The following is a 14,700-nucleotide window of genomic DNA, read 5'->3' on the forward strand; positions in this document are numbered from 1 at the left end:
AGTTTTTTATAAGCCTTACACGGATATTTTAGCTATATGCAGAAATACGCAAAACAACATGAAATTGAGTATTTCAGCCAATGCCGACAATCTCTGCCAGACGCTACGCGAACGGCATCGCCAGCCTAAAAATTCGGTTGAATAGCCCGATTTTCGGCATAATCTTCCGCATAAATACTTAGTTTTAATATTTACGTATATTTAAGTTTCTACCGATGGGTGACAGGTAGCAGGTGAAAGGTTACACTTTATAAGCGATCGCCTAGATTACTCAGAAATAATTGTTACTACTTCCCAATCAGCAAATCTTGATGATTAGCTCAAGCTTGTGTAGTTTTAGATCTACACAATTTATACTAAATCAGACTTAGTATTTACATTATTAAACTAGTATGAATATTGAAAAAAGTATCATCCTTTTAAAACAGGAATTACAACCAGATAAATTATTACCAAATATAACTGCTGGTTTGGTTAACGGGACGATTGGTGTGATTATTGCTACTTCCTTTGCAGCGTTAATGTTTTCTGGTAATCTAGCACCCTACATTGGTGTAGGTATTGGCACAATATTATTTAGTACCATTGTGTTACGTGGGGTAACGGCAATTTTTAGTTCCTTACCTGGAGTGATTGCAGATACAGATGCTTTGCCGTCGGCTATTTATGCTTTGATGGCAACTACTATTAGTCAAAAATTGACACCTGGAGCAACGGAACAAGAAATATTTTTACATATACTAGTAGCGATCGCTCTTTCATCTATCTTCACTGGTACTTTTTTATTAGGATTAGGCATTTTTAAATTAGGGGATTTTGTGCGCTTTATTCCCTATCCGGTGGTTGGTGGTTTCCTTGCAGGTTCGGGCTGGTTATTGGTGCAAGGTTCTATTCAGGTAATGACTGATGTTGCTTTAGATTGGAAAACTATTCCCTATTTTTTCCAATTTGATAAACTCTTAATGTGGCTACCAGGCATAATATTTGCCGTGCTGTTAGTGTTAGCTTCCCGTCGTTTTGATCATTTTTTCTTGATGCCAGGAAGCTTAATTGCTGCGACTACATTATTTTATCTTGTAGTTTGGCTGAATCCCATTTCTTTTGCAGAAGTACGCGCTCAAGGTTGGTTATTAGGCCCTTTTCCAAAAGGTAATCTTTGGCAACCGCTTCATTTATCAGATTTCGTCAAAATAAATTGGTCAGTGATTATGCCAGAAGCTAGCGGTATAATTACCATAATGGTCATTAGTGCAGCCACAATTTTACTCAACGCTACAGGACTGGAATTATTAGCGAAACGAGATATTAACTTCAATCAAGAATTAAAGGCCGCCGGTATTGCCAATATCCTCTGTGGTTTAGGTGGAGGTATGGTGGGTTATCATGTTCTGTCTGATACAGCACTAGCTTATAAAATGGGGGCAAAAAGTCGGACAATGAGTTTAGTAACTGTAGTTGTCTGTCTGATTGTTCTCATCCAGGGACCAACTTTACTTTCTTATTGTCCAAAAGAGGTATTGGGGGGTTTATTGGCCTTTTTGGGATTGTTATTTTTACTAGAATGGCTTTACGATGGTTGGTTTAAATTTGCCAAAGTTGATTATTTTATCATTCTATTAATTGTAGTTGCTATTGGGTTGTTGGGTTTTCTGCAAGGGGTAGCTGTCGGTTTAGCAGTAGCTATAGTTTTATTTGTGATTAACTGTAGTTCCATGAATGTTACTAAAAGGACATTTTCTGGGGTTACTTATCACAGTAATGTGTTACGTGCTTCCGACGAAGAACGATTACTGCGGGAGCATGGCGAACAGATTTATATTGTGGAATTACAAGGGTTATTGTTTTTTGGAACAGCGAATAAATTAGTCAATCAAATACGCGATCGCCTCAAAAATACTTCTGCCGATCCTGTAGGTTTTATTCTTCTAGACTTTCGCCTAATTAATGGTATAGATTCCTCCGCAGTCCTAAGTTTTGCTAATCTCAAACGCATTACTAATGAAAAAGAAATTCACTTACTATTTATTAATTTAAAATCTGATGTGGTCAGGCAATTACGCCAAGGTGATTGTTTAGATGATGACGATAAATTCTGTCACATATTTGCCGATTTAGATCGGGGATTAGAATGGTGTGAAGAACGAATTTTATCAGAAAACAAAGGTGATAATCAGCAAGATTATAGCTGGCGATCGCAACTAGAAAAAGTGCTGGAATATAAACAACAAGCAGCAAAGTTAATGAACTATTTACAGCCAGTGTATCTGCAAGTAGAGGAAGTATTATTTCGTCAAGGTGATTCTTTCAATGGACTTTACTTTGTCGAAACGGGAAGAGTGAGTGTGATCGTCGAACTTGCTAATAATCAAACCAAACGTATCCGTTCTTATCTCAGTGGGAATACTATTGGAGAAATGGGGCTTTATCGCCGCGCACCGCGCATGGCTTCAGTTGTCGCCGATAGGGACAGTTTGCTTTATTTCCTTTCATCACAAGCATTTGAACAGATGGAAAGGGAAGATTTTCAACTAGCGGCCAGCTTCCATAAATTTATTGTTATTTCCCTTGCAGAACGTCTCAATCATAGAGAACAGGAGTTAAAAAGTCTGCTTCAGTAATATTGTGCTTTTCACGATTTATAGAAATCCTATCCGACAGTAATTATAAAATTGACTTTCTAAAAGAAAATTGTAAATTTAATAATTGACAAGGGATTGAACGGTAGGCATCACAGAAAGGGAGCATCCCAATTTTGACGCAATACCCTAGAAGGGTATTGCTATACCAACAAAGCCTGCCTTCGCAGGCTATCAAACTTTTAGCCTGCGAAGGCAGGCTTCGTATTTCTAGCCCCACCCTTATAGGGTGAGGGCGTTTTTGCACATTTGGGATGCTCCCTCACAGAAAGACAAATTTTTCAGGAGAGTTAGAGTTGTCTATGGTATTGAGCCGAGATACAGATACCATTGGCGAAATATTACTTAACATAAAAACGCCGAAGTTACCGCGTATTACAAGAGGATGAACCCACTTTCCCCTGTAACAGCAATAAAAAATTAAGTCGGCTGCCTCAATGTAAATTGATATTAGAGGTGATTGTTGCCTCTAGAAGCTTGTCACCTATTCTCTATTACTTGATATTTGAAATCGAGAACTTTCAGCTTTTAATAAGCGTGCGGCATCTTCTAACTCTGCTAAAGAATTATTTGTTTCTCGCAGTGCATCAACTGTTTGCTCAGAAGCTTCGCTTAATTGTGCCATCACTTCACTAATTTGTATTGCTTCTTGAGACTGTTCTTCCATACTTTCGCTAACTTGTTGAAAGTGTGGGGGCAAGCTTTCGACTTGATGAATAACTTTAACAATTTTATTAGTAATTAAATTCACTTGCTTGGCACTATTATTAACTGAATCAGTAAAATTATCCATTTCCATCATCCCCACAGAAACTGCTGTTTGCATATCTTGAATGACTTGCTGTATTTCTAAAGTAGCAATAGCAGTTTGATTGGCTAAACGCCGAATTTCTGCCGCCACAACTGCAAAACCTGCACCATATTGCTCTGCTTTTGCTGCTTCTATAGCTGCATTTAATGATAAGATATCTGTTTGAGTAGCAAATTTATTGATTGTCACAACAACGTTATTAATATTAATGGCTTTTTTGTTCATAATATCTAATTTAGAAGTAAGAGACTTGGTAGCTTCTAGTAAATACTGCACAATCGTCTTCATTTCTTCTAATTCATCTTTGCTTTGACTAGCAGCAGTGGATGTCATTTTAGTTATATCTTCAACTTTGTTGATCATGTTGACTAATTTTTTGGATGTATTAGCAATTTTTTGTGAAGTTACCGCAACTTTATTGGTAGAAGCTAATTGCTGACTAACTGTTATTTCTAATTGTTTGCCAGAGGTAGCTATCTGTGTACTTGATGTTGTAATTTTTTCACTTGAGTTTTGAATACTAATGATCAAGGATTTTAAATCTTGATTCATGGCATAAAAAGCATTGTTAAGTTTCCCTATTTCATCTTGAATTTCGGATGCTTCGATTGATATTGTTAAATCACCACTAGCAATTTTTTGGGAAATATCGACTAATTCAGAAATTTTACTAGCTACTTTTTGAAAAGCGGTTTGAAGTTTAACTATTTCGTTTTGTTGTTCAACTTTTTGGATTAAATAATTACTATTAGCAATGGTGTTAGAAACTTTAACTAATTCTTCAATGGGATTCACAAACTTATGAGCCAAGAAGTTAGCTAAAATAGCAATTACTAATGATAAAACTATAGTCGCAATGATTAGTACTCTTTGTAAGTTATAAATAGGTTGATATGCTTCTGATAAACCAAGTTCGGAAATAATAGCCCAATTTACACCTGCAATTTTTAAAGGTGCGTAAGAGCTAAGAACGGCTTTACCTTGATAATTTTGGTTAATAATCAGTGTACCTGATTGCTGTTTAATGGCTAATCTTGCAGACTCTGTATTAACCATTTGTAAGAAAACTGAAGTTTTTAGCTGTTCTAATAACCGGATAGTTTCATCTGAAACATTCTGGGATTTTAAGATGTTGATATAAGCTTGACTATCTTCCAGTAAAAGCCGAGAATTTGAACGCATTAATAAATCATAACCTACCATATAGGTTTCCCCGGTATTGCCTAAACCATCATTTTGCCAGTTATTATTACTTGTCAAAACTCGGTTAATTTGATCTATCGGTAATTGAATAGCTAGGATACCTACTAAATTTTCACCGTTATAAATAGGTGCAGCTACAAAAGCAGCAGGAGCCATATAAGATGGTTGATAGGGTTGATAATCCACTATCTGAACTACACCACGATTAGGATTTTTCTTAACTGTATTTACTAATTTGGAAAAGTTGGTTTCTGCAAGTATGCCTGTATTTAAATTTGCACCAAAGTCAATTTCTTTATAAACTGTATAAATAATGTCGCTAGTATTCGGGTTAATCAAGAATAAATCATAATAACCAAATTTTTCAATCAATTTTTTAAACAGTTGATGATATTTACTATGAATTTTACTATACTCACTGCCATCTGTTGCAGCTATGAGTTTATCCTTTTGTCCTACTGAATAGGGATTATTAGCTAAATAATGATATTGTAAATAACGGGTAACACTATGAGATGGCTTATATGCAGATAAATTATTTGTTTTAAAGTTAGTCTTACTAAGACGGGGTAAAAAATTTTTTTGATAAAAATTCATAATTTTTTCATCACCATCTTGCGGAAGATTCTGGTTACTGATTTTTTGAAAAGCTTGATCAAATTCAATCATGGCTTCTACAAACATTTTATCTTCCGTAAGAGTTTCGACATGATGACGCAGGGTTTGGAAATAAAACTCTATCTGGTAAGACTTCGTATTTCTGATACTGGTTAATTGATTGAAAATTTGTACTTTTAAAGATTCTTTTGCCCAGATTAACCCGAAATAACATACAATAAAAATTGAGCTAAAGCTGACTAGTAGAAGTATTATTTGTAATTGAAGCTTAGTGCTTAAATGGTGAAACTGTTTCATATGAATCAATACCGTTGCCAAGATAAGAGTATGAAGGCATAGAGCGTTTCGTAGTATAGTTATTGTCTTTCACAACGACAAATCAAAAACTACGATTTATTTTTGGAGTAGCAGCCTGTGCCGGATATCATATCACTCTTATAATGCTTCCTGCCACAAATAAACTAGCCGGAAATATTGAAGTAATTTTTAGGACTTATTGTTGTTGCCAAGCATGGGATAAAAGGGTATTGAGATATCAACTTACCCTAGTAAATTGGCGAAGGTATTGCAATTAAAATCCCTGTTGCCATATTGGGAATGCTAGTTCCCAATATGGCAATAACAGCACCCAGGATTAAAACTGTTGCCCCATCCTGCAGTATCCGCTTCGTAGCAAACTTAAGAATTTCTACGGGTTTGAAGACTTTGTAAAAGCTAAATAAAATAAGTTAAAACACTTATATACCTGTAATAAACAAGACGATGATATGAGTTTGACCAAGCAACAAGACTTAAAGTTACCCCCTATCCCCAAAACATTTGCTGAGGCTGTGACGAGGGTGAAGCAATTTGTGTTGTCGGAGTTTGAGCGAGAAGTTGCTCAAAAACAGCTTTATTACCACACACTCGACCATTTAATAGGTGTAAAGCAGCGTGCTGGGTTAATTTTTCAGACAATTCGCCCTTATTTGCATACTTCGGACGAAAGGCTCGCCAGAATGGAACTATTAATAGATCTGTGTGCGATCGCTCATGACATGATACAAATCTTCATACCCAACCCACCACTGACTCCCAGGCGACGAGAAGCCAGAGTGAGTGAAAATGCAACTATTGAAAAGCTGTTGGACTATATCCAAGATTTAAATCAACAAATATCAGCATCTAATCCCAAAAGTACAGCGCTATTCACAAACGCAGATTTATCAATTATCCAAGAAGCTATTTCTGCCACAATTTGCCTTTATGACCCCACAGACCAAAGTATCTATCAGCCTTCTCTATACGATCCTAACCAAAATATCTCACATATAGCTCGCATTATTGCTTTAGCAGATATTGGTGGATTAGGTATGGAGGGAATAGCAGCCTATAACAAAGAAGGTAGTTTACTATTTTTGGAAGAAAATCCTGACATCATCCCGATTATTAAAAATCATCAAATACAAACTCTCGCCACAGATGACCCAGAACTATACGAGAACATCAGACAACGGTTGCTTAGACGCGCCCAGTTTCAAGTGAATTTTGCAAAATCGCGATTGGATCGCCTCAGTTATGAATTACTAGGTTTTCCAGAAGTAGCAATATTAACTTTACGCCAAACTATATTTAAGTATTTAAATATACAAACTATTCAAGAAATTGCAGCAACTACCCCCAGAGATGTAGAAGCTTCTTTAGAAGTCCTGATTGAGTTTTTTGAATTCGAGCGTTTACTCAGTACAATACAAATACTAGCCTAAAAGATGAATCAATAAACACAACTATGTTAATGCTACTTCTATCAGTAGGTGATGATTTATATGCTGTTGAAAGTGCTGCTGTAGTCGAAGTCATACCTAGAGTATCGCTGCGAAAAGTACATCATGTACCAGAGTATGTAGCTGGTTTATTTCAGTACCGAGGTGCAATTGTACCTGTGATTGACCTGTGTCATTTAATTCGTGGTACACCCAGTCGTTTTTGTTTGAGTACTCGAATTATTATAGTTAGTTACCCTCCTCAAGAGAGGACACGTCAATACTTGGGCTTAGTTGCAGAAAGAGTCACAGAGACTTTCAACCAGCCCCAAACTGAGTTAATAGATTCTGGTATTCGCGTCAAAGAAGCACCATATCTAGGCGGAATACTAATGAACGAAAAAGGGATTATACAATACATACGTTTAGATAAATTATTTACAGTCGCACAAAATACTTATTTATTAACAGCAGGAGAAGGTTAAATTAATGAGTTTGGCAGAAATCGAGAAGCTATTACAACAAACAATGGGGGTGGCTCCCAATATTATTGGCTCTCGCAAAATTGCCAGAGCTATAGAAAATCGTTGTACTATTTGTGATGCAAGTAATATCAATGACTATTGGCAAATTTTACGCACCTCTTCACAGGAATTGGACGAGCTAATAGAACTGATTGTTGTCATGGAAACTTGGTTTTTTCGGGATAAACAACCCTTTGATTTTCTGGCTTACTACATCCGTCAAGAGTGGTTGTCCAAATCTTATACCAGTAGACTACGCTTGTTAAGTGTCCCTTGTTCTACAGGGGAAGAACCTTACTCTCTGGCTATGACACTATTAGATTTGGGATTGGTTAAGAGTCAGTTTCAGATTGATGCTGTAGATATCAGCAACAAAGCTTTAGAGAAAGCAAGAAAAGCTATTTATAGTCGGAACTCTTTTCGCAGTACTACTAACGAATTTCAACAGCGATATTTTACTCCCATAAATAAAGGTTATCAGTTGGTTGAACAAGTAAAAACTGCTGTTAACTTTCATCAAGGCAATTTACTTAATCCAGATTTTTTATTAGATAGAGCGCCTTATGATATTATTTTTTGTCGGAATGTTTTAATTTATTTTGATAGTACAGCTAGACAAATCGCTTTAAAAAACTTACATCGCTTATTAAAAAAACAAGGAATATTATTAGTTGGTGCTTCAGAGACAGGAGAATTAAGCAACTTAGGTTTTGAAGTCATCCGCCTAGCTTCTGGTTTTATTGGCAGGAAAACAGACTTCAAGTCAAACAAGTTACCCAACGATCATATACAAAATAATCCTCAATCGTCAAAAAATATTACTTTTCAAACAACACAACTAACGATTTCTATTGTTGATTCTAAAATTAACAATAGACAAACTACTGAAAATCAAGATATTATCAACAGCCGTAAACAGCTAACAGAACTGTCGAAACTCAGTTTAGAAGCAATTCGTAATTTAGCAGACCAAGGAAATTTAAGCGAAGCGGTATCTCGATGTCGAACTTATTTGCAAGAAAATTCTACTAGTGCAGAAGCATATGTATTACTAGGTCAAGTTTATCAGGCGCAAAGACTAGAAGCACAAGCAGAGGTATGCTTCCAAAAAGCTATTTACCTGGATGGTAAAAGTTTTCAAGCATTATTGCATTTAATCTTGCTAAAAGAACAAAGAGGAGATATGGTAAAAGCTACAATTTTACGTCAAAGACTGCAAAGGTTGGGAAATAGAGAATAGGAGAACAAATTGAAAGGTGGGAATATGCTCGAAATTAATAATTTCAAGCACCGTAGAAATTCTGATAATTGTTGCTATTACTATCTTGCCTTAATTGAGCATAGCTAGCTGATTTATAAATTAAAAATATAGCTGGTTGTTAAAAAAGTTTTAATTATTAGGAGAAATTACAGTACTTTTATGCTGAATAACATGAGTTTACAAAAACGCTTAATCGGTGCGTTTTTATTTATTGGTGTAATTGTTTTTGTAGTGTCATTAATGGGCTGGAGTGTGAATATCAGACTGAGCAGTGCTATTAACACTCTCAGCACTCACAGTATACCCAGTATTATGGGTCTGTGGAAAATTAATGAAGGGCAAACCCAAATTGAATCTTCAGAGAAAGCTCTACTAGATCAAAAACTATTGATAACAGAAAGAAATGCAGAATTAGCAAGAATTAAACAGGCTTGGGAACAAATTGATAGCGGGTTTAAACAGTATGAATCAACGGAGAAAAATGATGACAATAACAAGTTACATGAACAACTTTCAAGCAAATGGAATGAATGGAAAGAAAATCATGAAAAATTGCTACAAATTAACCAACAGTTTGAGAACTTGGGTATTATCAATCCTCTAGATAAGGAGTTGGAACTGATTAAGCAAAATAAAGCCAATTCTCCAGAAATGGAACTAGTCAAGAAAGCTAAGGCTGTTTACGAACAACTGCGACAACAAGCTCAAGATAATCGTCCTTCATTTGCAGCGACAACCAAATTATTATTAGAAGATATTAAGCTAAATGAGAGCCTGGGAATTGCCACTTATAAAGCAGGTCAACAAGATGCAGCTACTGGTTCTTTTTTGATGATTATTGCGATAATCTTAGGCCCATTAACTGCAATTATTTTAGGCGTTGTTTTAAGTAAGCCTATAGTTAATAAAGTTGAAGAGTTAGTAAAAATTTCTAACAATATAGCTATTAGTAATTTAACGACACAACAATCATCAGAAGGTAAAGACGAAATTGCCAAACTGCAAACAGCCTTTTACACAGTAGCTGCCAAAATTGCTGAGTTGGTCAATGTTGCCCAAAAAATATCTACAGGTGATTTGACGATGCAAATTCAGTTATCTGGACACCAAGACGAAATCGGTAAATTGCAAAATGCGTTTTATACGATGAATAAGGATTTAAACTCCTTAATTAGAAATATTCAACAGTCTGGTGTCCAGATTACCACCTCATCTACACAAATTGCTGCATCTGGAAAACAGCTAGAAGCAACAGTTACAGAACAACTAGCTTCTACCAATGAAGTCACAGCTACTGCTCAAGAAATTGCTACTACATCAAGAAATTTAGTTAAAATGATGGCTCAAGTTGCTGATGTGACTAAAATGACTGCGGCTGCTGCGAGTGAAAGCCGCGATGAACTACAAGAAATGGAAAATACCATGCGTAATTTGACAGAAGCCACCAAGTCTATCACGTCCAAATTAGGAGTGATGAATAAAAAAGCTAGTAACATTAATAGCGTTGTGGTGACCATTACCAAAGTAGCAGACCAAACCAGTATCTTGTCATTGAATGCAGCAATAGAAGCAGAAAAAGCGGGAGAATATGGTGCGGGGTTTGCAGTGGTAGCTAGAGAAATTCGCCGTCTAGCTAATCAGACGGCTGTAGCTACTTTAGAAATTGAGCAAATTGTTAAAGATATGCAATCAGCCGTGTCTGTAGGCGTAATGGAGATGGATAAATTTAATAACTCTGTCAATAATACTGTTGAACAAGTCAACAAAATTAGTAATCAAATTTCCAAAGTTATTCAGCAAGTGCAAAGCTTACCACCGCAGTTTGAACAGGTAAGTGACAGTATGGAAGAACAATCTCAGGGAGCTTCGCAAATTAGCGAAGCGATGGAGCAATTAAGTGAAGCTTCTCAGCAGACAGTTGATGCTTTACGCGAGACTAATAGTGCTTTAGAACAACTAGAAGAAGCATCTCAATCATTAAGGGCAGAAATTTCTCATTTTAAAGTGAAAAATTCAGTAGATGGAAGATAGTTTTCATGAATGATACTCACTCTATCAGCAATGATACAACAGGCGATCGCACTATTTTAAATGATTGTTGGAATAAAATGGGTGTCCTGGGCGATCGCACTTGCCATGAACTAGAAACCGTCATCCATTGCTATGAATGTCCAGTCTACGCCGCAGTGGGTGACAGTTTATTAGAACGAGAAGCATCCAGCGATTATTTACAAGAGTGGATCAACATCCTGGGAGAAACACCCGCCTCTTCTGAAATCAATGAAGGAAATGAAGCCATCATCCGCACACCTCAAGCGATTTCCATCATGATCTTTCGCTTAGGTAAGGAAAAACTAGCCTTACCAGTACGAATGCTACAAGAAGTGACTCATCCTTGTGTAATTCAACCTCTACCCCATCGGAGCAACGAATTATTTTTAGGTTTAGTAAATATTCGTGGGGAAACTTTACTTTGTGCATCTCTAGGTGAGATTTTGCATATTGAAGCAGTTTCCCAGGCTAACTCTACAGCTAACGCAATTAATCTCCAACGGATGATAGTGACAGGAAAAGAAGAAGATAAATGGGTATTTCCAGTTGATGAAGTGCATGGAATTTTCCGCTTTCATTTGAATGATTTACAAGATGCTCCCGTTGTCATTACCAAAGCTGAAGAGGGTTATACCAAAGGGATTGTTTACTGGGAAGGGCAAAAAGTCAATTATCTCGACTCAGAATTATTGTTTTACACTCTCAATCAAAAAATCTTATAAAAAATAGGGAGGTGGAGGAGTGGAGGCGTTTGTTCACAAATCAAACAGGAATCCTAGTATATGAGCGATTACACAATTTTGGAACTGTTTCGCCAAGAAATAGAAACTCAAGTTGCTACCCTCAAGCAATGTCTTCCCGTGCTGAAAACTCAGCCGCTTTCTATTAATGAAGTCGAGCAATCAATTCAAGCTGCTCATGCTATTTGGGGAACTACTCAGATATTAGAAATCACAGCCGCCGCCAATTTAGCGCAAATTATGAAGAAGTGTTTAACTGCTGCTCAAAAACAGAGTATTGATTTAGGCGTTGAGCAGATTGATACTTTACTTCATACCTGTGATTTACTCTTGAATATGAGTAAAGCAACATCTGCTAATTTAGAAGCATGGATTAGTGAGCATGATTGGGATTTTAAAACTACTCAAAGAACTATAGCCAACATCCTTAATTCTGATGTGACAACTGCAACTAATATCAATAGCCAAATTACAACGCAGACTATTGTTGATAGTTCAGATGCACCCTCGCTTTTGGCTGATATTTCTGAACTGGAATCAGAAATAGTTAACCAACCAGTTATATCTGCGGTAAATTTTGAGGAGACAACTGCAACTAATATCAAGAAACAGAATCCAACACAAAGCATTCCATTTCCAGCTGATATTCAAGACTGGAGTCCTCAAATTCCTACTCAGGATGTAATATTTGCGGTAGGGGAAACACCAATTTTCAAAAGCGATGACAATTCTATGATGGATTTGTTTCGTTTAGAAGTGGAGGCACAAATCAGCATTTTGAATAATGGACTGCTGGTAATAGAGACTAAACCCCAATCAACGCAAGAATTAGAAGCTTTGATGCGTGCGGCTCATTCTATTAAAGGTGCGGCGAGAATTGTCGGGTTAGATATGGTGGTGCAATTAGCTCATGTCATGGAAGATTGCTTTGTTTGCGCCCAAAATAAAACTGTTACACTGCATCCAGAACAGGTGGATGTGTTATTGCACAGCGTAGACTTATTACAAAATATCAGCCAGTTAAGTAATGAAGAACTAGCTGCTTGGTTGACAGAACATCAAGCCGATTTCATGAATACCAGTGAGGAAATTGCGGCTATTTTACAGCCCAACGCAGACATCAGTCCACAGAACAAGAGGCAAATGGTCACTTCTGCTGTTGCTACATCTGCGGAACTTAATCCTCTCAGTTCCCAACCTGTGACTGAGACAGCGATTTTGGTGAAAGACTCTACCACTGATTCCATCCCAGCTATAGTCGAGGAAGCAGTAGTCATTGCTGCTCATGAAACTGACAAAACTGCTTCTAGTGACCGAGTTGTGAGGGTGAGTGCTGATAACTTAAACCGTATCATGGGTTTAGCAGGGGAATCTTTAATTGAAACCAACTGGTTACAACCTTTTGCTGATGCAATGATGACACTGAAATCCCGAATGCTTGAAGTTTCCCGTAGCCTGGAACAGTTGCAAGAAACCTTCGATCAGAATTTGTTTGAGCAAGAGGGTAAGGATTATTTAGCACTAGCACGGCAGCAGAAACAAGAATGTGTAGATTTTTTAGGCGATCGCCTGGATGAACTAGAGTTATATGTGCGTCGTACCGCAAGTTTATCAGATCGCCTTTACCGAGAAGTGATTAATTCTCATATGCGTCCCTTTGCTGATGGTGTCCAAGGGTTTCCGCGGATGATTCGCGATTTGGCACGCAAATTGAATAAGCAAGTCAAATTAGAAATTATTGGTAAAGCTACTCCAGTTGATCGCGATATTCTCAAAAAACTCGAAGCACCTCTTACCCATATTCTTCGCAATGCTGTAGATCATGGGCTGGAATTGCCAGAAGAACGCATTGCTGCGGGTAAATCTGCGTCAGGTACAATTCGGATGGAAGCATTTCATCGCGGCGGTATGCTGGCAATTACCATTAGTGATGATGGGCGAGGGATTAATCGTGAACAGTTGCGTCAAAAAATCATCAACAAAAATTTAACATCGGTGGAAATGGCGGCTCAACTGAGTGATGCTGAATTATTAGAGTTTCTATTTTTACCAGGATTTTCTACGGCCAAGCAGGTAACAGAAATATCAGGACGTGGTGTAGGACTAGATATCGCCAAAAGTATGGCTCAAGAAGTGGGGGGAACAGTTAGAGCAATTTCACCACCAGGAAAAGGTACAAATTTTCATTTTCAACTACCTTTAACTTTGTCTGTAGTGCGGACATTATTAGTAGAAATTTCCGCCAAACCTTATGCCATTCCTTTAGCCCGTATTGACCAAATTGTTACTCTAGATAGAACACAGATTCATGATGTAGAAAATCGCCAATATTTCACTATGAACTCCCAAAATATTGGTTTAATTACGGCTCATCAAGTTTTAGAATTACCTGAACTACCCCAGCAAAAGGGGTTAGTAGCTGTCGTCGTAATTAGCGATCAATCTTATACTTATGGTTTAGTAGTAGATAAGTTTTTAGGAGAACGAGATTTAGTTGTTAGACCGCTTGATCCACGTTTAGGTAAAGTGCCAGATATCAGTGCTACGGCTTTATTGGCTGATGGCTCACCCATTTTAATTGTCGATGTATCAGACATAGTACGCTCCATTGATGCCATTCTCAAAGGAGGAAGATTAAGTAAAATCAATTCTCAATTAGAATTAGAAATTTCCGTCAAACGTAAGAGAATTCTGGTAGTCGATGACTCCATAACAGTCAGAGAAATGGAGCGCAAGCTGCTAGAAAATCGTGGTTACTTTGTCGATACTGCTGTAAACGGGATGGAAGGTTGGAATGCTGTACGGACAAACACTTACGACTTAGTAATTAGTGATATTGATATGCCACGAATGAATGGAATTGAATTAGTGAAGCAAATCAAGAATAACCCACGATTGCATTTAGTTCCCGTAATTATCGTCTCTTATCGTGACCGAGAAGATGATCGGATTCAAGGTTTAGAAGCTGGTGCCGATTATTACTTAACTAAAAGTAGTTTCCAAGATGAAACATTAATTAATGCGGTTATTGATTTAATTGGCAATTCTTAAGAGGCACTGCTGCCGAAGCGCCTATTTAATCGGTAAAAATTATGTAATTGCAAGGCGGATGA

8 protein-coding genes are annotated in these 14,700 nt (G+C 37.1%); 7 read left to right on the plus strand and 1 reads right to left on the minus strand.

Features of this window, described 5'->3' with window-relative positions; genetic code table 11:
* Positions 1-392: 392 nt before the first annotated feature.
* Entirely contained in the window at positions 393-2,618 is a 2,226-nt protein-coding gene (locus AACW45_RS22520; protein WP_190634947.1) for an SLC26A/SulP transporter family protein, read from the plus strand.
* A gap of 502 nt (positions 2,619-3,120) precedes the next feature.
* On the opposite strand, the gene AACW45_RS22525 is transcribed toward AACW45_RS22520, so the two are convergent.
* Positions 3,121-5,334, minus strand: coding sequence for a methyl-accepting chemotaxis protein (locus AACW45_RS22525; RefSeq protein ID WP_242045692.1), 2,214 nt, complete (start codon positions 5,332-5,334; stop codon positions 3,121-3,123).
* A 701-nt stretch (positions 5,335-6,035) separates the two neighbouring features.
* On the opposite strand from AACW45_RS22525, the gene AACW45_RS22530 reads away from it, so the two are divergent.
* The 6 genes from AACW45_RS22530 (at position 6,036) to AACW45_RS22555 (ending at position 14,638) form a co-directional block, all read left to right on the plus strand.
* Positions 6,036-7,013 (plus strand): hypothetical protein, encoded by a 978-nt coding sequence (locus AACW45_RS22530; RefSeq protein WP_190634948.1) that lies wholly within the window; start codon positions 6,036-6,038, stop codon positions 7,011-7,013.
* 23 nt (positions 7,014-7,036) lie between these two features.
* The gene (locus AACW45_RS22535) at positions 7,037-7,495 is read left to right on the plus strand and encodes a chemotaxis protein CheW (protein WP_190634950.1); all 459 of its coding nucleotides are present in this window, start codon (positions 7,037-7,039) and stop codon (positions 7,493-7,495) included.
* A 4-nt stretch (positions 7,496-7,499) separates the two neighbouring features.
* A complete protein-coding gene (locus AACW45_RS22540; RefSeq protein WP_190634952.1) occupies positions 7,500-8,774 on the plus strand; it encodes a CheR family methyltransferase in 1,275 nt (424 codons plus the stop codon).
* A 192-nt stretch (positions 8,775-8,966) separates the two neighbouring features.
* The gene (locus tag AACW45_RS22545; protein WP_339385085.1) at positions 8,967-10,826 is read left to right on the plus strand and encodes a HAMP domain-containing methyl-accepting chemotaxis protein; all 1,860 of its coding nucleotides are present in this window, start codon (positions 8,967-8,969) and stop codon (positions 10,824-10,826) included.
* A 5-nt stretch (positions 10,827-10,831) separates the two neighbouring features.
* Complete coding sequence (locus AACW45_RS22550; RefSeq protein ID WP_190634956.1) at positions 10,832-11,569, plus strand: chemotaxis protein CheW; 738 nt, start codon at positions 10,832-10,834, stop codon at positions 11,567-11,569.
* A 60-nt stretch (positions 11,570-11,629) separates the two neighbouring features.
* A complete protein-coding gene (locus AACW45_RS22555) occupies positions 11,630-14,638 on the plus strand; it encodes a hybrid sensor histidine kinase/response regulator (protein ID WP_190634958.1) in 3,009 nt (1,002 codons plus the stop codon).
* The last annotated feature ends 62 nt before the right edge of the window (positions 14,639-14,700 follow it).

The organism is Calothrix sp. FACHB-168 (genome assembly GCF_963889195.1).
GTDB classification, from domain to species: domain Bacteria; phylum Cyanobacteriota; class Cyanobacteriia; order Cyanobacteriales; family Nostocaceae; genus Aulosira; species Aulosira anomala_A.

Bases quoted from the DNA above. Each gene is read 5' to 3' on its own strand.
- AACW45_RS22545 (WP_339385085.1), top strand. From the start codon at position 8,967: ATGAGTTTACAAAAACGCTTAATCGGTGCGTTTTTATTTATTGGTGTA.
- AACW45_RS22540 (WP_190634952.1), top strand. From the start codon at position 7,500: ATGAGTTTGGCAGAAATCGAGAAGCTATTACAACAAACAATGGGGGTG.
- AACW45_RS22525 (WP_242045692.1), bottom strand. From the start codon at position 5,334: ATGTTTGTAGAAGCCATGATTGAATTTGATCAAGCTTTTCAAAAAATC.
- AACW45_RS22520 (WP_190634947.1), top strand. From the start codon at position 393: ATGAATATTGAAAAAAGTATCATCCTTTTAAAACAGGAATTACAACCA.
- AACW45_RS22550 (WP_190634956.1), top strand. From the start codon at position 10,832: ATGAATGATACTCACTCTATCAGCAATGATACAACAGGCGATCGCACT.
- AACW45_RS22555 (WP_190634958.1), top strand. From the start codon at position 11,630: ATGAGCGATTACACAATTTTGGAACTGTTTCGCCAAGAAATAGAAACT.
- AACW45_RS22530 (WP_190634948.1), top strand. From the start codon at position 6,036: ATGAGTTTGACCAAGCAACAAGACTTAAAGTTACCCCCTATCCCCAAA.
- AACW45_RS22535 (WP_190634950.1), top strand. From the start codon at position 7,037: ATGTTAATGCTACTTCTATCAGTAGGTGATGATTTATATGCTGTTGAA.